We start from the raw sequence: 19,704 nt of genomic DNA, 5'->3' as shown, positions 1-19,704 counted from the left end.
ATGTGGCGACCAGTAGAACGTCGCGTTTCGCAGCGTCCCGTCCGGTGTCGCCGCATATATGGACCACTCGCCAAACCGTCAAACCCATTTTGCACTTTTGTTGCGGTCTTCGTGAGAAATGGCTGATTTCTGCGGATTTCCAGACATCAATCACCGCACCAGAGGCGCCGACTGGGGGCCTGGCAGGCGAATCGGGCGGCGAATCCCGATCATCTCCATCCACGACTCCGGCCTTTCGGTGGGCCACACGCTTTTTTTACGGTAGATCGCATAGGCACCCGGGGCTGGCGCCACCGGAACGCACTGCGCAGCGCTGGAACAGGAATGCCGAGCACCAATCCCAGAATCAGCGTCGCGCTCAGCGTCTATAACGGCGAACGCTTCCTGGCGGAGGCGATCGAGAGCGTGCTGGGCCAGACTTTCGGCGATTTCGAGTTCCTGATCCTCGATGACGGATCGAAGGACGGAACCGCCGCTATCATCCACGATCATGCCGCGCGCGATGCCCGTATCCGGCCGATTGTGCGTGAGAACCGCGGCCTTGTCGTCAGCCTCAACCAGCTTTTCGGCGAAGCGCGCGCGCCGCTCGTCGCTCGCATGGATGCCGATGACGTCTGCCTACCCACGCGCTTCGAGCACCAACTGGCCTTTCTCGATGCGCATCCTGACATAGGTGTCGTCGGGAGCTGGACCGAGGACATCGACGAGACGGGTGCTCCCCACCCGGTCGCCGCACCCGATCATCCCGTGACTCACGAGGAATTCCTGATCGCTGTCGAACAAGGCGCACCGTTGCTGTGCCACCCGGCGGTGATGGTCCGGCGCGACGTCCTCCTCTCGGTGGGCGGCTATCACGCCGCATTCCGGCACTGCGAGGATCTCGACCTGTGGTTGCGGCTCGCCTCGGTGACGCACATCGCCAACCTTCCCGAACGCCTTCTGCGTTATCGCCATTATGAGGACCAGGTTTCCAGCCGTCATGCGACTGTCCAGCAAGTCGGCGCGGCGGTGGCGCGGATCGCTTATGCAGAACGGCAGGCCGGGCGCCCCGATCCGACTGCCACGCTTGAGGCATTGCCTCCCATAGACCAGCTCGATGCCTTGTTCGGACGGGAGGGGGTTGCCCGTGCAGTACGCGCCCGCGTTGCGCCGGGGTTACTCTATTCGCGTGCCGGGCTGCGCGACGAAGGCTTCGACATCCTTCGTCGCTATATTCGCGAAGGCGGGAGCCGCGATGGCTTGTGGCGTACCGTCGGACGCTTGATCCTCTTCGGCGAGCCGATGCGGGCCGCCATGCTCGCTGCAACCCTGGTTTCCCACTGAGATATGGCAAACTCTCCGACTCCCGAGAATGCGGCAAGCCGCGAGCCGGCCGCAATGAGCGTGCGCGGCGCAGCGATATGGGCGATGGCGGGGCAATACATCTCGTTTGCCATCCAGTTCGCCACCTCGGTCATCATCTCGCGCTTCTTCCTCAGCCCTGCAGAAGTCGGGCTGTTTTCCATTGGCATGGCGGCCGCGCTGATCGTGGCGGTGCTGCAGGACTTCGGGCTTGCGCGCTATATTTCGGGGCTGCCCCGCCTCGACCGTGACGAGGTCGAGAGGTGCGGGTCGGTCGCGATCCTCTTCTCGCTGGTGATCGCGGGCATCGTCGCGGCGGCGAGCCTTCCCCTCGCAAAGCTCTATCACGAACCGCAGCTGGCGCCGGTCGTGCTGATCATCGCGGCCAGCTATCTCTTCGTGCCGCTATCCGTCGTGCCGATGGCGCTGATGGCGCGGGCCATGCAGTTCCGCGGGCATTTCGCGGTGAACGTGGCCGGCGCCCTGGCGCAAGGTGGCGTCGCGCTAGGCCTGGCCGCAGCGGGCTCATCGTCGTTCGCGCTGGCGTGGGCGACCGTTGCGGCGGCGGCGGCGCGCGGCATCGCGGCCCAGGCGATGCGCCCCAGCCTGCCTCACCGCCTACGCTTCGACGGGGTGCGCCGCGTGCTCGGCTTCGGCGCACGGTCGAGCGCGCTGTACCTGTCGGGCGCGCTTGGCACACGCACGCCCGATCTCATCGTCGGCAAAGCGCTCGGCACGTTCGCGGTGGGCCTGTTCAGCCGCGCGGCGAGCCTGTCAGACCAGTTCCGGATGTTGATCTCCGGCGCGATCGGCAGCGTGTTCTACCCCGCCTTCGCGCGCATCCGCGATCGCGGCGAGCCGCTCGGCCCTGCCTATCTCAGGGTTTGCGCCGGCTATTCGGGAGTCATCTGGCCGGGGATGGCCGGGCTGGCGCTGGCGTCGGAGCCGATCATACGGCTGCTCTACGGCGAAGCCTGGCTCCAGACCGCCACGCCGCTGGCTATGATCGCATTGACCGAGATCCTGCTTGTCGCGCTGCCGCTGCACATCGACCTGCCCATCCTGGCGGGCAAGCTGAACCCGCTGCTGGCGCGCAATCTGATCGATACGGCGATGTCGGTCGCACTGCTGGCGCTCGGCTGCCTGTGGGGCGTCGAAGGCGCGGCCGCCTCGCGCCTGGTCTATGGCGCCGCCTGGTATGCGCTCTATTTCCGCTTCCTGCGGCTGATCGTGGGGTTCGAAGTGCAGCCGCTGCTGGCGATCTACCTGCGCAGCGCGCTGTCCACCGGCGCAGCGCTCGCCCCGCTGGCGCTCACGTATATGTTCTGGGCGTCACCGGCCACGATCGGCTTCGGCGCGCTTTGTGCCGCAGTCGCCGCGGGCGGCCTTGCATGGCTGTTCGCGCTGCATCTGGTTCGCCATCCGGTGCTCGACGAGATCCGCGCCATGGCGGCCGGCCTGCCCGTCCTGCGTCGCCTGCTCCCCGCCTAGTCCCTCATAACCCCTCATAGCCACCCCACGACGCGATAGCGCAAAGGCCTGCCGAGGCGTAGGATGCCAGCGGGAGAACGATGCATGGCATTTCATCCGCTGATTCTGGCGGGGTCGTTGCTGCCCCTTGTCGCCGCTTGGCCCGTCTCGGTCGCGCAGCAGGTCGCGCCTGTCGCCGCCGACATGGACGTGATCGACCTGAGGCGCGATGCGACGGACCGCATGACCGTGCCGGTGCGGATCGGCACGGCCGGCCCCTTCGCCTTCCTCGTCGATACTGGCGCCGAACGGACCGTGCTCGCGCGCGATGTGGCAACGCGCCTCGGCCTTGCCGCAAGCGGCACCGCGACACTGGTCGGCGTGGCCGGATCGCAGGCGGTGGACCTTGTCGAGGTCGAGGAAATCAACCTGGGCACGCGCAGCTTCTACGGCCTATCCGCCCCGTTGCTGGAAGGTCGCTTTATCGGCGCGGACGGGATCATCGGGCTGGACAGCCTGCAAGGCCAGCGCGTGCTGCTCGACTTCGACCGCAACCGCATGGCCATCGGCGATGCCGCCGCACTCGGCGGCTCGCGCGGCTTCGAGATCGTCGTCCAGGCGCGGCGCCGCTCGGGCCAGCTGATCATGGCCAATGCCCTGATCGACGGCGTGCACACGGAAATCGTCATCGACACCGGCTCCGATGCCTCGATCGGCAATCGCGCGCTGCAAAAGGCGCTGGTGCGGCGGCATCAACAGGAAAAGACCGAACTGCTTTCCGTAACCGGACAAACCATCACCGCCGATCTTGGTCTTGCACGGAAGCTCGAACTCGGCGGCCTGACAATGACCAATACCATGATCGTGTTCGCCGATGCCCCGCCGTTCGAGCGCCTCTCGATGACCCGGCGCCCGGCGATGCTGCTGGGCATGAACCAACTGCGTCTGTTCCACCGCGTTGCCATCGATTTCGGCGCCCGGCGCATTCTGTTCGATCTTCCCAAGGGGGCCGCGCCGCCCCGTTCGTGAACGCCGCGCCTTCGGAACCATAGCCGGGGGGCTGGTGCGGCGGGCCAAAGCGCCTATCTGGGATGCGATGCCACCCGATACAGCCACCGATCGCAACGCCCGCCACGATGGTTGGCAGACGCTCAAGCGTTTCCTGCCGTACCTTTGGCCAAAGGACGACCCTGGCCTGCGTCACCGCGTGGTCGGCGCGATGCTGCTGGTGCTGATCGGCAAGGCGACCACGCTGGCGCTTCCCTTCGCTTACAAGAAGGCCGTCGATGCCATGTCCGGCCCGCAGGGGCCGCTGGGCACCCATGCCGCGTTCACCGTCGCCTTCGCTTTCGTGCTGGCTTACGCGGGCGGCCGCTTCGCCGGCATCGCGTTCGACAACCTGCGCAACATCGTGTTCGAGCGCGTGGGGCAGGACGCCACCCGCCACCTCGCCGAGAACGTGTTCGGCCGGCTCCACCGCCTCAGCCTGCGCTTCCACCTCGCCCGCCGCACCGGCGAAGTGACCAAGGTGATCGAGCGCGGGACCAAGAGCATCGACACGATGCTCTATTTCCTGCTGTTCAACATTGCGCCCACCGTGATCGAACTGACCGCGGTGATCGTGATCTTCTGGACCCAGTTCGGTCTGGGGCTGGTCGCGGCGACGGTCGTCGCGGTCATCGCCTATGTCTTTGCCACGCGCACCATCACCGAATGGCGCACGCACCTGCGCGAGAAGATGAACCGGCTCGACGGGCAGGCGCTGTCGCGCGCGGTGGATTCGCTGCTCAATTACGAGACGGTCAAGTATTTCGGAGCCGAAGCGCGCGAGGAAGCGCGCTATGCCGCCGCGACCCGCGCCTATGCCAAGGCAGCGGTGCGCTCGGAAAATTCGCTCGGCCTGCTCAACATCGCGCAGGCGCTGATCGTCAACCTGCTGATGGCGGGCGCGATGGGTTATACCGTGTGGGGCTGGTCACAGGGCAAGCTGACGGTGGGCGACCTGGTGTTCGTCAACACCTACCTAACCCAGCTTTTCCGCCCGCTCGATATGCTGGGCATGGTCTATCGCACCATCCGGCAGGGCCTGGTCGACATGGCCGAGATGTTCCGCCTGATCGACACCCCGGTGGAAGTGGCCGACGCTCCCGGCGCGCCCGCGCTGGTGATCGCGCGGCCTTCGGTCACGTTCGACAACGTGGTGTTCGGCTACGACCCCGATCGCACGATCCTCCACGGCCTTTCGTTCGAAGTGCCGGCGGGAAGCCGGGTGGCCATCGTCGGCCCTTCGGGCGCGGGCAAGTCCACCATCGGCCGGCTGCTGTTCCGCTTCTACGATCCGCAGGGCGGGCGCATCCTGATCGACGGGCAGGATATCCGCGAAGTGACGCAGGCCAGCTTGCGCGCCGCCCTTGGCATCGTGCCGCAGGATTCGGTGCTGTTCAACGACACCATCGGCTACAACATCGCCTATGGCCGCGAAGGCGCAACCGCCGAGGACGTAGCCCAGGCTGCACGCGGAGCGTCCATCGCGGATTTCATCGCGCGCCTCCCCAAGGGGCTCGATACCGAGGTGGGCGAACGCGGGCTGAAGCTGTCCGGGGGCGAGAAGCAGCGCGTCGCGATTGCGCGCACGCTGGTCAAGAACCCGCCGATCCTGCTGTTCGACGAGGCGACCAGCGCGCTCGACACGCGCACCGAACAGGACATCATCGGCACCTTGCGTGACGTGGCGCGCGACCGGACGACCATTTCGATCGCGCACCGGCTTTCTACCATCGCGGATTCGGACACGATCCTTGTCCTCGACCAGGGACGGCTCGCGGAAAGTGGCAGCCATTTCGAGCTGCTGAAACAGGGCGGTCTTTATTCTGAAATGTGGGCGCGTCAGGCAGCCGAAAGCGCGGAGCTGGACGAAGCGGCGGAATGATCCGCCGCGCCGGCGTGCGCGGATATTGGATCAGGCAATGAAACCATGGCTGCCCGGATTTTTCGCCGTCCTGCTGGCGGGCACGGCGCAGGCGGCCGACACGGCGGCGACGTGCGCGCGGCTGGCCGGCTCCGGAATCTGCGCTGACGCGGCGGCGAGCCTGATCGCCGCGCCCGTCCACACCGACTGGACCCCGCCCGCGGACTGCAACGCAAGCGTCAACGATGCGCGGCTGGGGGCCGGCGAATGGCTGTTCTACCGCGCCGCCCGCTGCGGCGATTCGACCGCGCGGATCGAAATCGTGCCGGACATTGCCCCGGCCGCCGTGCGCGAGCTTCGGGTCGCCGGCTCGGACCGGCGGATCGGCGCGATCATCCCTGCCAGCACCGATCCCAAGGCGGCGATCATGGCGCTGGTGCAGTCCGAGCTGCCGGCGAAACAGGCGAAGAACTGCGTGGTGGTCGATGCGGACGTCGCCGGCCTGCCCGATGGCGCATGGTCGGTCGAAAGCCGGGGCAAACGCGGCGCCGCGGGCTGCGGACGCTATGGCGCGGGCGCGGACGGCGATGCCTTCTGGCTGCAGGTCGGCCGCCACGTCCTGTTCTTCGAGGCCGGCGTCGCGGATCTTCCGTTCGACCCGGCCACGCTCAATGCGGTCAAGCTGGGGGGGCTGATCAGCCCTTGATCACGTCAGCTTCGTGCCAGACGACGGCCTGCGCCACCTTGATGCAATCCATGCCGCCGTCGTAAGTCATCGACGGCGAGCCATAGAGCTTCCAGCCCTGCGCCAGCGCTTCCGACACGCGCTCGCAAAAGGCGCGGTCGTCCTTGCCGGTCAGCAGGCGGTAGATCGGGCGGTCTTCGGGGGTCTGGTGCATGGCCCCTTCCTATCCGCCCGATCCGCGTCAGAGAATATATTTCGACAGGTCGGCGTTCGCCGCCAGCCCGGCAAGCCGCTCGGCGACATAGGCTTCGTCGACCGTCACCGTCTGGCCGGCACGATCCTCGGCGTCGAAGCTGACTTCCTCCAGCAGCTTTTCCATCACCGTCTGCAGGCGTCGGGCGCCGATGTTCTCGACGCTTTCGTTTACTTGCGCGGCGATGCGCGCGATCGCGCGGATTGCTTCGGGGGTGAAATCGAGCGTGACCTGCTCGGTGGCGATCAGCGCACGGTACTGCTCGACCAGGTTGGCGCGCGTTTCCGAAAGGATGCGCACGAAATCGTCCTCGGTCAGCGCCTTCAGCTCAACGCGGATCGGCAGGCGGCCCTGAAGTTCGGGCAGCATGTCCGAAGGCTTGGCGACGTGGAACGCACCGCTGGCGATGAACAGCACGTGGTCGGTCTTCATCGGGCCATACTTGGTGGCCACCGTGGTGCCTTCGATCAGCGGCAGCAGGTCGCGCTGCACGCCTTCGCGGCTCACCGATCCGCCGCGCACGTCGCTGACCGCGATCTTGTCGATCTCGTCCAGGAAGACGATCCCGTTGGTTTCCGCGTTCTGGAGCGCGACGCGGGCGACGTCGTCCTGGTCCATGCGCTTTTCCGACTCTTCGTCGACCAGCTTGTCCCACGCATCGGCCACGCGCATCTTGCGACGCTTCAGGTTCTGCCGGCCGAACGCCTTGCCCATCATGTCGCTGAGGTTGATCATGCCGACATTGCCGCCCATGCCGGGAATCTCCATCGGCATCGACGGCGCGTCCTCGACTTCGATCTCGACTTCGACATCGTTCATCGAGCCGTCCGACAGGCGCTGCTTGAAGCTTTCGCGCGTGGCCTCGCTCGCCCCGTCGCCCACCAGCGCCTTTAGCAGGCGGTCCATCGCGGCCTTGCTCGCCGCATCGCGCACGGCGTCGCGGCGGCGGTCCTTTTCCAGCCGGATCGCTTCCTCGGCCAGATCGCGCGCGATCTGTTCCACATCGCGGCCGACATAGCCGACTTCGGTGAACTTGGTCGCCTCCACCTTGACGAAAGGCGCGTCGGCCAGCTTCGCCAGACGGCGGCTGATCTCGGTCTTGCCGCAGCCCGTAGGCCCGATCATGAGGATGTTCTTCGGCGAAACCTCGTCGCGCAGTTCGCTCGACAGGTGCTGGCGGCGCCAGCGGTTGCGCAGCGCCACCGCGACGGCGCGCTTGGCTTCAGCCTGCCCGACGATGTGTTCGTCCAGCGCGCGGACAATGGCCTTGGGGGTGAGATTGTCGTTCATGCGGTTCAGATTTCTTCCAGCGTCACGCGGTCGTTGGTGAAGACACAGACTTCGGCGGCGACCTGCATGGCGCGGCGAGCGATCTTTTCGGCGTCGTCTTCGTAATCGGTCAGCGCGCGCGCGGCGGCGAGCGCGTAGTTCCCGCCCGATCCGATCGCGGCAACAACCGTATCATGGCTGGATTCCGGTTCCAGCACGTCGCCGTTGCCGGTCAGGATCAGCATCGTCTCGGCATCCGCGACGATCATCAGCGCTTCAAGATTGCGCAGGTACTTGTCGGTCCGCCAGTCCTTGGCGAGTTCGACCGCGGCACGCATCAGCTGGCCGCGGTGCTGCTCCAGCTTACGTTCCAGCCGTTCGAACAGGGTGAAGGCATCGGCGGTGGCGCCGGCGAAACCGGCGATGACCTTGCCCTTGCCGTGTTCATCGACCGCGCCGATCCGGCGCACTTTGCGGGCGTTGGGCTTCATCACCGTGTTGCCCATCGAAACCTGGCCATCGCCCGCGATGACCGTCCGGCCGTTCTTCTTCACCCCGATGATGGTGGTGCCGTGCCACTGGATCAGGCCGTGGCTTGCCCTGCTCTCGTCCATGCGCCGGGATATGAGGCGCAGATGGTGGAATTCAAGCAGGAGAGTTGCGTTGGGTGCCCGCCGGCATCCGCCGCGAGCTTGCGAACCAGACAAAAAAGAAGGCCCCGAAGGGCCTTCCCTGCGTCAGCTGCCGTTGGGACCGGAGCCGGCCGGGCCGCTGCCGCCCTGCGTGGAGCCCGGCACCGCGCCGACCTGGCCGATATTGCCGAACAGGTCCTCGAAGAAGCTGCGGTCGCGGCCGAGCGTCAGCGTCTTGTCGCCATCGGGGTTGATCTGGGCGACCTTTTCCATGCCGCCGCGTTCCACGCTCTGCACGTTGCCGGCAGGGTCGAAATTGATCTTGAAGATCGACTCGTTCTTGGTCCGGGGCCGGCTGAAGGGCTTCTGGCGCGTGTCGATCGAAACGTAATACCAGGTCTGGCGGCCGAACTGGCTCTTGAACGTCGGCTGGCCGAGCGCGCGCTCGACCGAAAGGCGGTTGTCGACGCCGGGCTGCACCGAATCGGTCAGCGCGGGATCGACCAGATAGCCGCGATGATCGCGAATGCTCGAGCAGCCGGAGGCCAGTACCGCGAGCGCCACGATCGCCACGCCCCGCACCTTGACCCTGGTATCAAACATTCAAACGCTCCGATCCATCCGTCCGGGTGCCCCACCGAACAATTGCCTTGCCGCCCGCGCACCCTATATCGCGCGAAGCCTTAGGGTCCAAACGGCATTACCGCAATGGCAGGAGATTCCCCCGCCCAGCCGATGCCCGATGGAGCCGGCCAATTTAATCCGCCCTGAACGGCGGCCCGCAAAACGAAAGGTCTTCGCCCCATGTCGCTGCTCTCCCGCCTGTTCGGCCAGACGCAGGATGATCGCGCCGTGGCCCGGCCGCTGTGGCACAAGGTGGTCGAAATCGCGCGCGAGAAGGAATGGTACCGGGATTGCGGGGTGGCCGACACCGTGGGCGGCCGGTTCGACGCGATCACGCTGATCCTCAGCCTCGTGCTGCTGCGCATGGAACGCGAGCAGGAACTGATCGAGCCTTCGGTGCGACTGACCGAACTGTTTGTCGAGGACATGGACGGCCAGCTGCGCGAAAGCGGCGTGGGAGACTTGATGGTGGGCAAGCACGTGGGCAAGCTGATGGGCACGCTGGGCGGCCGTCTCGGCGCCTACCGCGAGGCGCTGGAGGCAGGAGAACAGGCCATGGCCGAAGCGGCGGCGCGCAATATCACGCTGGTGGAAGGCACGGATCCGCTGCTGGTGGCCCGCCGCGCCCGCGCCTTCGCCGCCGGGCTTGCGCTGGTGCCCGCGCACCGCGTGCTCGCGGCGGAGATCGGCAAGTGAGCGCCGCTGCCGTGCCCTCCCCCGAATTTTCGCGGATCGTCGACCTGCGCCAGGTGAACGACGCGCCCATCGTGCTGGAACCCGATGAGGCCGAACGCAGGCGACTGGCCGCGCGCTTCGGCATTTCGGCGATCGACGCCATGCACGCCGAAGTCATGGTCCGGCGCGAAGCCGACAAGGTGCTGGCGAACGGACGCCTGACCGCCGCGATCGTGCAGGCCTGCGCGATTTCCGGCGAGGACTTCCCGGTGCGCATCGACGAGCCCATCGCGCTGCGCTTCGTGCCGCCCGGCCATCATGCGCCCGACGAGGAACTGGAAATCCGCGCCGACGAGTGCGACGAGATCGAGTTCGATGGGCTGACCATCGACCTTGGCGAAGCGGTGGCGCAAAGCCTTGCGCTGGCGATCGATCCTTTCGCCGAAGGGCCCGAGGCGGACCGCGCCCGCGCGGAACACAAGCTGGGCGGCGACGTTGCCTCCGGGCCATTCGCCGCACTGGCGGCGCTCAAGAAAAAGGACTGACCCCGTGGACATGCCCGCCCCCGCCGCACCATCCGGCCGCGAGAGGGCGGGCCACCGGGATCTCACCCAGGGTCCGATCCTCAAGACGCTGCTGGCCTTTTCCGCGACAACGTTGCTGTCCAACGTGCTCCAGTCGCTGAACGGCTCGGTCAATTCGGTCTGGGTCGGGCGGATGCTGGGCGAAGACGCGCTGGCGGCGACCGCCAATGCCAACGTCGTGATGTTCCTCGTCTTTGCCGGGGTGTTCGGCTTCGGCATGGCCGCCACGATCAAGGTGGGCCAGGCGTTCGGCGCGGGCAACATCGATGCGGCGCGGCGCACGTTCGGCACGGCTCTGGGCCTGTGTGTCGGGCTGTCGATGCTGGTCGCGGTGGCGGGCTGGATATGGGCCCCTGCGCTGCTGCGGCTGATGGCGACGCCGGGCGAAGTGTTTTCGCTGGCGCTCGCCTACCTGCGGGTGATCTTCGTGTCGGTGCCGGCCGCGATGATCACCGTGATGGTCGGCATGGGGCTGCGCGGCGCGGGCGATTCGCAAACGTCGCTGCGCTTCATGATCCTGTCGGTGGTGCTCGACGTGGCGCTCAATCCCATGCTGATTGCCGGGATCGGGCCGTTCCCGCGCATGGGCATCGCCGGGTCCGCGCTATCGACCGCGATCGCCTCGTTCGTGTCGATGGCGGCGCTCTTGTTCTATGTCTATGCGCGCAATCTGCCGCTGCGACTGAAAGGCGCGGAAATCCGCTACCTGATCCCCCGCCGCGACGAGCTGCGCTATATCCTGACCAAGGGACTGCCGATGGGCGTGCAGATGCTGATGATCTCGATGGCCGGCGTCATCATGGTCGGGCTGGTCAATCGCGAGGGCGCGATGGTCAGCGCCGCCTATGGCGCATCGCTGCAATTGTGGAACTACCTCCAGATGCCGGCGCTGGCGATTTCGGCGGCGGTTTCGGCCATGGCCGCGCAGGCCATCGGCGCGGGCCTGCCCGACAGGCTGGGCCGCATCACCCGCGCGGGGATCGGGCTGAACGTGGCGATGACCGGCGCGATGACCGCGCTGCTGCTGCTGTTCGACCGGCCGGTGCTGGAACTGTTCCTTGGCGCGGGCAGCCCGGCGGTGGAGCTGGCACGGCACATCCAGTATCTCGCGATCTGGACCTACATCCTGTTCGGCGTGACCATCGTGTTCTTCGGCACGATGCGCGCGGGCGGCGTGGTGATCGCACCGCTCGTGATCCTGGGCATCACGATGTACCCGATCCGTCTGGGCTTTTATGCGCTGGCCCACAAGACGCTCGGCCAGGATGCGCTGTGGCTGGCGTTTCCGATCAGTTCGTCGGTTTCGACGCTGCTCGCCGGCCTCGCCTATCGCCAGCGCGGCTGGCGCGAAAAGGCGCGGGTCGTGCCGCCGGACGAATGTGCAGAGGAAACCCAGGCCGACAGCGACAGCTCAGGCCGGATGGTGCCCGCGCTTTAGGTCAGCGCGATTGCGCGCGCCAGCGCTGCACCGTCCGCTCGACCGCTTCCTCCTCGCCGCCGGACTTGCTCCACAGCTGCGAGAACGAGGGATCGTCGGAGGCGGGGCGCAGGCCCGCGGCAAGCTCATCGAACGACACGCGCACCGGGATCGACACGCCTTCGCCGCAGATGATGCATTCGCGATTGCGCAAGGCCGGGATCGAATCAAGGAAACCGCGCGCGCCTTCGGGCATGGCGGCCTTCACGAACGCCTGGTCGCGCTCGTTGTTGAGACGCATGGCGATGATCGTGCCGCACTGCGACAGCACGCCTTCGGCAAGGTCCGACGGGCGCTGGGTGATGAGGCCCAGCGAAATACCGTACTTGCGCCCTTCCTTGGCGATGCGCGACAGGATGCGGCCCACCGACGAGCCATCGTTGTTCTTCTCGTTGGGCACGTAGCGGTGGGCTTCCTCGCACACCAGCAGCACCGGGCGCGTCTCTTCATCGCGCGCCCATACGGCATAGTCGAACACCAGCCGGCTGAGCACGGCCACCACCGTCGTGGTAATTTCCGAAGGCACGCCCGACACGTCGATGATCGAGATCGGCCGGCCACTGGAAGGCAGGCGAAACACCTTGGAGATGAACTCGGCCATGGTGTCGCCCACCAGCATTCCCGAGAACATGAACTGATAGCGCGGATCCCCCTTGATCTCTTCCAGCTTGGACTTGATCCGCATGTAGGGGATCGAATTGGTGCCCTTGTCGAGCTTGCCCATCTCGTTCTGGAGAATGTTGGCGAGGTCCGACAGCAGGTAGGGAATCGGCGAATCGACCGTGATCTTGCCGATCTGGTCGGCCAGCCGGTTGCGCTGGCGGGCGTGAAGCAGGCACTTGGCCAGAATGTCGGCATCGATCTGCCGGTCCGAACCCACGCTGGTCAGGAACACTTCGCAGTGCTCCTCGAAGTTCATCAGCCAATACGGCATCTGCAGGTTCGACACGTCGAGCAGGTGACCGATCCCTCGGAATGCCTGCGAATATTCGCCGTGCGGATCGATCATCACGACATGGCCCTGCGGGGTCATCTCGCAGATCCGGTGCAGGATCAGCGCGGCACTGGTCGACTTGCCGGTGCCGGTCGAACCGAGCAGAGCGAAGTGCTTGCCCAGGAACGCGTCCACATAAAGCCCGGCGCGGATGTCCTTGCTGGGAAAGACGGTGCCGATGGTCACGTTCGCGCGGCCGTCGCTGGCGTAGATCTGCCGCAAGTCGCCGCTGGTCGCCGGATAGACCAGTGCGCCGGGGATCGGATAACGGGTAACGCCGCGCCGGAAAGCAAAGATCTTGCCGGTCAGTCGTTCTTCCTCGCCCTCGCCCAGGAAATCGACCTGCGCAAAAATGCAGTCCTCGGCCGAGCCTTCGTGGCGCTGGTTGCGCACGCTGGCGAGAAGCCAGGAATTGCCGACACGAATCTTGATCTGGCTGCCGACCTGCCCGGACAGCGACACCGACGGATCGGCATCGGCCATGCACTCTTCCAGCCGCTTGAGATCGAGCGCGATCTGGCTGCCCGAACCCGCCACATCGACCACGTAGCCCAGCGGACGGCGGGCATTGTCAGCGGGCGGGGCCGGATGGCGCGGGGAGGCAAGATCCTCGGGCGCAGCCGGGCGTGCGCCCTCGAAACCCTGCATCGTCATGTCCGACATTGCCACGTCTTTCCAGTCTCGCGCCGTTCGCCCTAACCTGTCGAAGGTAAAGGAGGCAGCGTTAACAAGCAGATAAGGCGAACCTGACCGGTACAATCAGATGAGCGCGAACAGCCTTCCGGCAAGCCAGCCCATGCCCACCGACAGCAGCACCGCGAACAGGCCATAGAGAATGCCGTTGGTCTCGGCATTGACCGCGACGAAGCGCTCGAACCCTTCCTTGGTCACTTCGACCCGCGTGATCGCGGAGGCGACCACCTTGCCCTTGCGGATGGCGAAGGTTTCGGCGGTGTAGGTGCCGGTTTGCACGCTCGAGGGCAGCGAGATGCGCGCCTGGTACAGCACCTCGCCGCTGATCTTCACCGCGCCCTCGTTCTCCTGGTACAGGCCCTGCCGCAGCATCAGGTCGACCAGCCCGGTCGAGAAGCGCTGTTGCTCGGCCGGGTCGATCACCCCGATCGGCGAGAGCTGGAGCCACTTGAGCCCCAGTTCGTAGATCGCCGCGGTCTTGTCATCGACGATGCGCGCGATCGGGCGCGAGGAAGCCACCGCGAAAAAGCTGGGCGCAGAGCGGAACTGCGTGCTGTCGGCATTGATCCACACGCCCGCGACCTTCTGCTTCTCGCGCAGCACGATCGATCGCACCGGCCCTTCAAGCACCACGACGATATCGGTATCCTGCGCCGCGCGCGTGCCTTCGGGGGTAAGAATCGCCCCGAACAGCAGCAGGTCCGCACCGGTAAAGCCTTGCCGCACCTGAATTTCGTGCTGCGAGATTTCAGGCACCAGCACCGGCTCGCGCGCGGCGCCAAGCAATGCGAAGCAGGCAAGCAGGAACAGCGCGCGCAAGCCTTTCACAGCGGCACCACGGTGTAGATCTCGTCCGGGCGGTAGCCCAGCCCCAGCGCCATGCGGATCGCCACGGCCAGCACGATCACCGCAAGGATCAGCCGCAATTGCTCGGGCTTCGCCTTCTGCGCGAACTGCGCGCCGATCTGCGCGCCAGAGACAGAGCCGAGCAGCAGCAGCGAGGCCAGCACGATATCGACCGCGCGTGTCGTCAGCGCGTGCATCATGGTCGTCGCCATCGTCACGAACAGGATCTGGAACAGCGAGGTGCCAACGACGACCCCCGCCCCCATGCCCAGGATGTAGAGCATCGCAGGCACGAGGATGAATCCGCCGCCGATGCCCATCAACATCGTCAGGATGCCGGTCGTGATACCCAGAAGAAGCGGCGCGAGCGGCGAGATGTAGAGGCCCGAGCGATAGAACCGCCAGCGCAGCGGCAGGCTGGCCACCAGCGGATGGTGCCGGCGCTTGCGCGCAGGGACCGGCACGCCAGATCGCTGCGCGCGCAGCGTGGCGATGCTTTCCTGCGCCATCAGCCCGCCGATCCCGCCCAGCATCAGGACGTAGAGGATGTTGATCACCGTATCGATCTGGCCGAGCGATTGCAGCAGCCGGAACAGCAGCGCGCCCAGCCCGGTGCCAAGCACGCCGCCCGCCACCAGCACGCCGCCCATCTGGTAGTCGATCCCGCCGCGCCGCGCATGGGCGAACGCGCCCGATACGCTGGCCCCCGTCACCTGGCTGGCGGCCGAAGCGGCGGCGACGGTCGGCGGCACGCCGTAAAAGATGAGCAAGGGCGTGGTCAGGAACCCACCGCCCACGCCGAACATGCCGGACAACAGCCCGGTCAGCAGGCCAAGCCCGACGATGACCAGTCCATTGACCGAAAGATTCGCGATGGGGAGGTAAACGTCCATCCTGCGGATGAGGCTAGCGCAGGCGGTGCCGGATGCAAACGCCGCAGGCCAGCTTTTCCGGCATTGCCCGCCGGATGATCAGAACCCGGCGGAAACGGTCAGCGCCGGGCCGGAACGGGGTGCGGCATCCCCCGCGACCCGGAACCGCCAATCCAGCGCGAGCCGCGCGGGAACGCCGCCGATCGCCGTGCGCAGGCTCACGCGCGGCCCTGCGTCGAGCCGCACCGCGCCTTTCTGGCCCCCACTCCACACGCCCGCCCCCAACCGCAGGTCGGCGTCGATCGAGGGGCGCAGCACGCTCCGGTCGGCCACGGCCTGAAGATCGAAGAACGCGGTCGCATCCCGCCCCCCGACCCAGCCGCCCTGCCCGTAGATTTCCGCCTCTGCTCCGAGCGGCAGCGCCAGCGGCTGCACTTCGCTGACCAGCGCAACGGCCGGCCGCACGTGCGTGTCGCGCCCGCCCTGCTGGACACGCGCCTCCATCAGTACCGCGACCGGCAAATGGCGGACAGGCCGCAGGCCAAGACCCAGCGCCAGATGGCGATCCCGGAAGGGAGCGTCCATCGCGCCGGCAACCCGCAGATAACCGAAAGCCCGCGCCCGCGGTCCAGGCGCGAGAGCGTAACGCAGCACAGCGCCGAACTGGCTGGCCCCATAGGTCGGCCCCAGCGTCCCGAGCGCGGGCGCGCCATGACCGCGCCGCAGATAGAGCCAGCCGTCGCCCGACCACCGGCTCGCGCCAGCCGCTGAAGGTCCTGCGGCGCCGGCAAGACTGGAGGGCACCGGCGCCGCGCGCTCGTTCATAGCCGGTTCGGCAGGCGTTGGTGCCAGCCCCGCCTGCAACGGAAGCGCGGTTGCCGTGCGTCCCCCCTCAGCCGGCCGGGAACGCGGACGGGCGGCTGAAACGGCGCGCGCAGGATGCACCGCTGCACCGCGCGAGGCGAGCTGGCGAACGCCCGGGCGACCTAACGCATGAGGCACGGACCGGGGAGCGCCTGCCGCCACGTCCCTGCCATCGGCCTTCGCCTGGGACACAGTGCCGCCCGTCAGCAGGCAGGCCCGCACACCGACCCACAGCGCCAGCACACCCATCAACGCGACGAGCGGCTGCCCACGGCGTCCGCCATGCACGTCGAGGAGCCTTGCTGCGCTCAATGCGCACCGGCAAGCGAGGGATGACCGAAGTGAAGCGTGTGATCCCATTTCACCCGCCCGCTGCGCAGTGAGGCGAGATAGGCGAACAGCGCGCGGCGCCCGGCCATGATCGCGATCACATTGGCCAACGGCATCCGCACGATTGCGCGCAGTCCTTCCACCGCGCCATATTCGCGCGCGGTGAACAGCACACGCGCCGCCACGCGCCACAGCAGGGCCGCGAAGTTGAACAGCACCAGGGCGCGCAACACCGGGTCCACCGGAGGCGGCGCGGCAAGGCCCAGCCACACGGCCAGCGCGCTGATGGGCGCCAGCACGATCAGCATGTATCCGGCCGCGAGCACGATCGCGGTCAGCGGGCCGCGCCGGTCGCGCAGGCGCATCCACAGTTCCAGCGGACGCCCGCTCCAGCCCAGCCGCTCCCAACCCTGGTAGGCGATGCCGTGAAGCCAACGGGTCTTCTGGCGCACCGATGTGTAAAGTCCGGACGGAAAAAACTCGCGCGTCGCCACCAGCCGGCCCTCGCCGTCGCGCAGCCGCAGGAACCGCGCGCGGCGGCCGCTCTCCTCGATCAGCAGGCCGAATTCGTAGTCCTCGGTCAGGCACTCGGCGGCGAACGGTTCGTGCGATCCGCGCCGCGCCGCGATGGCCTCGATCGCATCGCGCCGGAATGCACAGCCAACCCCGGCAGCCGGTAGCCCCACGCCAAGCCAATCGCGCACCACCATGCCCTTGCCGTGGCTTTCGGCGAACTCGTCGCAATAGTGCCCCGCGATCCACGGCGACGCCGCCTGCGGTTCCGGGCGGACCGGCACCTGCACGAAATCGGCATCGTCCAGCCCGCGATCGAGCGCGGCAAGCGCGGCGGGATGCACCATGTCCTCGGCATCGTGCAGGATCACGCTGCGCACGATGAAGCCGCCACGCTTTTCGTCCTCGACCATGGCCGCATAGAGCCGATTGAGACAATCGGCCTTGGTCGTCGGCCCGGACCGGTCGTGGACCACAATGCGCAGGCGGGCATCGCCCGCAGCCCCGATCATCGCCGCCAGCGTGTGCGGATCGTTGCGATAGCACCCCGCGTAGATGCGCAACTCCTGTTGCGGCCACACGCGCAGGCAATGCGCGAGCATGGCGCCCACGACGCCGGCTTCGTGCCAGGCCGGCACCAGCACGGCGGCAACACCCCGCAGCGGCGCCTCGTGATCGTCGGGCGCACGTCCCGTTCCCACGCGCCCCGAGAGGCGGAGCCAGACCCACAAAAGGTCGACCCCGAATTCATCGATGGCCCCGATCGCGAACCAGAAGGCTGCGAACAGCAGGAGTTCATGCTCGATGAGGTCGAGCCACTCCAGGGCCGTTGTTAACGGCATCATGTCCTTGCCCCCGCCGGTTTGACGGCACCCCATCTCCGGTTAGAGAGTATCGGCGCGCGTGCCCCGATGGCAACGCAGGCACGCAGGTGATTGGTTCGAATATGGCGGGAATCCTAAGGTCTAGGGGGTGGCTGGGCCGCCTCGGGCGCAGCGAGGCAGCGCCGGGGCTGGTGCTCATCGCCTGCGCCGCGGCGGCGCTCGCACTTGCGAACTCCCCCCTCGCGCAAGCGTGGCACGATCTGTTCCACCACCCGCTGCCGTGGACTCCGCTGCCTCGGCTGGACACACTCCACCTGTGGATCAATGACGGGCTGATGGCGGTGTTCTTCTTCGTCGTCGGGCTTGAGATCAAACGGGAAATCATCGTCGGTGAACTGGCCGACCCGCAGCGCCGGCGATTGCCCGTCGTCGCCGCGCTGGCGGGCATGTCGGTGCCGGCGCTGGTCTATCTCGCCGCCTCGCGCGGAGATGCCGCATTGCACGCGGGATGGGCCATTCCCGCCGCCACCGACATCGCTTTCGCAATGGGCGTGCTGGCGCTGATTGGCAAACGTGTGCCACCCTCCGTGCGCCTGTTCCTGCTCACCGTCGCCATCGTCGACGACCTTGGCGCGGTCGCGGTCATCGCGATTTTCTACACCGCCGGCATCGTGTGGGCATGGCTCGGCATCGCCGCCGCGCTTTTCGGGGCCATGGTGATTCTCAACCGCAGCGGGATTCGCGCCTCGTGGCCATACATCGTGCTGGCCATCGCGCTGTGGGCGGCAGTGCTCCATTCGGGCGTCCATGCCACCGTAGCCGGCGTGCTGGCCGCACTGACCGTGCCCATGGCGCTCGATCGGCACGGCGATAGCCCGCTGCTGCGGATGGAACACGCGCTGGTCGCGCCCAACGGCTTTCTGATCGTGCCGCTGTTCGGCCTTGCCAATGCCGGCGTCACGCTGGGCGGGGGATCGAGCCTTGCCGATCCGCTCCCGCTCGCCATCGCGGCCGGACTGTTCATCGGCAAGCAGGTCGGCGTGTTTTCCGCCGTGGTCGCCTGCGAGCGGCTCGGCTTCGCGCCGCGCCCGGCGGGCACGCACCTGTCGCACCTGTGGGGCATGGCGCTGCTGTGCGGCATCGGCTTCACGATGAGCCTGTTCATCGCCGGGCTGGCCTTTCCGACCCGCCCCGCGCTGGGTGAGGAAGCCAAGATCGGCATTCTCGCCGGCTCGCTGCTGTCCGCAATCGCCGGCGCACTGGTCCTGAGGTTCTCGCCCAAGCCCGCCGACTGATCGACGCTGCCGATCAGTTCAACCCGGCTTTTGCGTGAAACCAATCGGTCGCCTTGGCGTATTAGGGTCCAGCCGCAGCAAGCGAAGGGGATTACCATGCCGGGTGACAATGCAAGGAAGGCGCTGGTCGACAGCCTGAACGGGCTGCTCGCCGATTACTTCGCGCTCTATCTCAAGACCAAGAATTACCACTGGCACGTCGCCGGGCCGCAGTTCCGCGACCTGCACCTGCTGTTCGACGAACAGGCCGCCGCGCTCTTCGCGCTGACCGACATCATTGGTGAGCGCGTGCGCAAGAACGGCGGCGCCACGCTGACCTCGATCGGGTCGATCGCCGCCAAGACCGTGATCGAGGACGACGACCGCGCCAAGGTGGATGCCATCGAGATGGTCAAGGCGCTGCGCGACGACAACGCCAAGCTGGTCGAACGCATCCGCGCCGCCAAGGCTGCCGCGGGCGAAGCGGGCGACAACGCCACCGAAGGGCTGGCCGACGACTGGACCGACCAGGCCCAGCAGCGCGTCTGGTTCCTCACCCAGATCGCCAGCTGAATC

General features: G+C 67.0%; 19 protein-coding genes. 10 read left to right on the top strand and 9 right to left on the bottom strand.

Annotation, left to right across the window (positions count from 1 at the left end; all coding sequences use genetic code 11):
- The first annotated feature begins 324 nt into the window (after nucleotides 1-324).
- The 5 genes from OLX02_RS14600 to OLX02_RS14580 all read left to right on the top strand — a co-directional run bounded on the left by OLX02_RS14600 (nucleotide 325) and on the right by OLX02_RS14580 (nucleotide 6,425).
- Nucleotides 325-1,323 carry a glycosyltransferase gene (locus OLX02_RS14600; RefSeq protein WP_264423998.1) on the top strand — a complete coding sequence of 333 codons (999 nt, stop codon included), beginning with the start codon at nucleotides 325-327 and terminating at the stop codon, nucleotides 1,321-1,323.
- Nucleotides 1,324-1,377: 54 nt separating this feature from the next.
- Nucleotides 1,378-2,832, top strand: a complete 1,455-nt coding sequence (locus OLX02_RS14595; RefSeq protein ID WP_264423996.1) for an oligosaccharide flippase family protein — start codon at nucleotides 1,378-1,380, stop codon at nucleotides 2,830-2,832.
- An 84-nt stretch (nucleotides 2,833-2,916) separates the two neighbouring features.
- Nucleotides 2,917-3,840 (top strand): retroviral-like aspartic protease family protein, encoded by a 924-nt coding sequence (locus OLX02_RS14590; protein WP_264423994.1) that lies wholly within the window; start codon nucleotides 2,917-2,919, stop codon nucleotides 3,838-3,840.
- A 67-nt stretch (nucleotides 3,841-3,907) separates the two neighbouring features.
- Nucleotides 3,908-5,740: an ABCB family ABC transporter ATP-binding protein/permease gene (locus OLX02_RS14585; RefSeq protein ID WP_264423992.1), complete on the top strand. Its 1,833-nt coding sequence runs from the start codon at nucleotides 3,908-3,910 to the stop codon at nucleotides 5,738-5,740.
- A gap of 37 nt (nucleotides 5,741-5,777) precedes the next feature.
- Entirely contained in the window at nucleotides 5,778-6,425 is a 648-nt protein-coding gene (locus tag OLX02_RS14580; protein WP_264423990.1) for a hypothetical protein, read from the top strand.
- On the opposite strand, the gene OLX02_RS14575 is transcribed toward OLX02_RS14580, so the two are convergent.
- The 4 genes from OLX02_RS14575 to OLX02_RS14560 form a co-directional block, all read right to left on the bottom strand.
- Nucleotides 6,415-6,618, bottom strand: a complete 204-nt coding sequence (locus tag OLX02_RS14575; protein ID WP_264423989.1) for a DUF1737 domain-containing protein — start codon at nucleotides 6,616-6,618, stop codon at nucleotides 6,415-6,417. The genes OLX02_RS14580 and OLX02_RS14575 overlap by 11 nt on opposite strands.
- Before the next feature lie 27 nt (nucleotides 6,619-6,645).
- Nucleotides 6,646-7,947 carry an ATP-dependent protease ATPase subunit HslU gene (gene hslU / locus OLX02_RS14570; protein WP_264423987.1) on the bottom strand — a complete coding sequence of 434 codons (1,302 nt, stop codon included), beginning with the start codon at nucleotides 7,945-7,947 and terminating at the stop codon, nucleotides 6,646-6,648.
- Between the two features lie 5 nt (nucleotides 7,948-7,952).
- Nucleotides 7,953-8,540 carry an ATP-dependent protease subunit HslV gene (hslV, locus tag OLX02_RS14565; protein WP_319641254.1) on the bottom strand — a complete coding sequence of 196 codons (588 nt, stop codon included), beginning with the start codon at nucleotides 8,538-8,540 and terminating at the stop codon, nucleotides 7,953-7,955.
- A 123-nt stretch (nucleotides 8,541-8,663) separates the two neighbouring features.
- On the bottom strand, nucleotides 8,664-9,161 hold the full coding sequence (locus tag OLX02_RS14560; protein WP_264423985.1) for an outer membrane protein assembly factor BamE: 498 nt from the start codon (nucleotides 9,159-9,161) through the stop codon (nucleotides 8,664-8,666).
- A 201-nt stretch (nucleotides 9,162-9,362) separates the two neighbouring features.
- On the opposite strand from OLX02_RS14560, the gene OLX02_RS14555 reads away from it, so the two are divergent.
- Genes OLX02_RS14555 through OLX02_RS14545 form a run of 3 tightly spaced genes read left to right on the top strand, consistent with a single transcriptional unit; the run spans nucleotide 9,363 to nucleotide 11,879 of the window.
- Nucleotides 9,363-9,878: a ubiquinol-cytochrome C chaperone family protein gene (locus tag OLX02_RS14555; protein ID WP_264423982.1), complete on the top strand. Its 516-nt coding sequence runs from the start codon at nucleotides 9,363-9,365 to the stop codon at nucleotides 9,876-9,878.
- Nucleotides 9,875-10,402, top strand: a complete 528-nt coding sequence (locus tag OLX02_RS14550; RefSeq protein WP_264423981.1) for a YceD family protein — start codon at nucleotides 9,875-9,877, stop codon at nucleotides 10,400-10,402. The genes OLX02_RS14555 and OLX02_RS14550 overlap by 4 nt, the downstream gene beginning before the upstream one ends.
- 10 nt (nucleotides 10,403-10,412) lie before the next feature.
- Nucleotides 10,413-11,879, top strand: coding sequence for an MATE family efflux transporter (locus OLX02_RS14545; RefSeq protein ID WP_264424024.1), 1,467 nt, complete (start codon nucleotides 10,413-10,415; stop codon nucleotides 11,877-11,879).
- A 1-nt stretch (nucleotide 11,880) separates the two neighbouring features.
- Here OLX02_RS14545 and OLX02_RS14540 read toward each other — a convergent pair whose 3' ends face one another.
- The 5 genes from OLX02_RS14540 to OLX02_RS14520 all read right to left on the bottom strand — a co-directional run bounded on the left by OLX02_RS14540 (nucleotide 11,881) and on the right by OLX02_RS14520 (nucleotide 17,875).
- Nucleotides 11,881-13,575 carry an ATP-binding protein gene (locus OLX02_RS14540; RefSeq protein WP_264423979.1) on the bottom strand — a complete coding sequence of 565 codons (1,695 nt, stop codon included), beginning with the start codon at nucleotides 13,573-13,575 and terminating at the stop codon, nucleotides 11,881-11,883.
- 96 nt (nucleotides 13,576-13,671) lie between these two features.
- The gene (locus OLX02_RS14535; RefSeq protein ID WP_413630305.1) at nucleotides 13,672-14,433 is read right to left on the bottom strand and encodes a TIGR02186 family protein; all 762 of its coding nucleotides are present in this window, start codon (nucleotides 14,431-14,433) and stop codon (nucleotides 13,672-13,674) included.
- A complete protein-coding gene (locus OLX02_RS14530; protein ID WP_264423977.1) occupies nucleotides 14,430-15,344 on the bottom strand; it encodes a sulfite exporter TauE/SafE family protein in 915 nt (304 codons plus the stop codon). The genes OLX02_RS14535 and OLX02_RS14530 overlap by 4 nt, the downstream gene beginning before the upstream one ends.
- 78 nt (nucleotides 15,345-15,422) lie before the next feature.
- The gene (locus tag OLX02_RS14525) at nucleotides 15,423-16,148 is read right to left on the bottom strand and encodes a hypothetical protein (protein WP_264423975.1); all 726 of its coding nucleotides are present in this window, start codon (nucleotides 16,146-16,148) and stop codon (nucleotides 15,423-15,425) included.
- A 347-nt stretch (nucleotides 16,149-16,495) separates the two neighbouring features.
- Nucleotides 16,496-17,875 carry a glycosyl transferase family protein gene (locus OLX02_RS14520; RefSeq protein ID WP_264423974.1) on the bottom strand — a complete coding sequence of 460 codons (1,380 nt, stop codon included), beginning with the start codon at nucleotides 17,873-17,875 and terminating at the stop codon, nucleotides 16,496-16,498.
- Nucleotides 17,876-17,976: 101 nt separating this feature from the next.
- On the opposite strand from OLX02_RS14520, the gene nhaA reads away from it, so the two are divergent.
- Nucleotides 17,977-19,149, top strand: coding sequence for a Na+/H+ antiporter NhaA (nhaA, locus tag OLX02_RS14515; RefSeq protein WP_264423972.1), 1,173 nt, complete (start codon nucleotides 17,977-17,979; stop codon nucleotides 19,147-19,149).
- A gap of 96 nt (nucleotides 19,150-19,245) precedes the next feature.
- Nucleotides 19,246-19,701 carry a Dps family protein gene (locus OLX02_RS14510; protein WP_264423970.1) on the top strand — a complete coding sequence of 152 codons (456 nt, stop codon included), beginning with the start codon at nucleotides 19,246-19,248 and terminating at the stop codon, nucleotides 19,699-19,701.
- The last annotated feature ends 3 nt before the right edge of the window (nucleotides 19,702-19,704 follow it).

It is taken from the genome of Novosphingobium sp. KCTC 2891, from assembly GCF_025938155.1.
Classification (GTDB): Bacteria; Pseudomonadota; Alphaproteobacteria; order Sphingomonadales; family Sphingomonadaceae; genus Novosphingobium.
The sequence above is the reverse complement of the archived record's forward strand: the minus strand, read 5'-3'. Positions and strand labels throughout refer to the sequence as shown.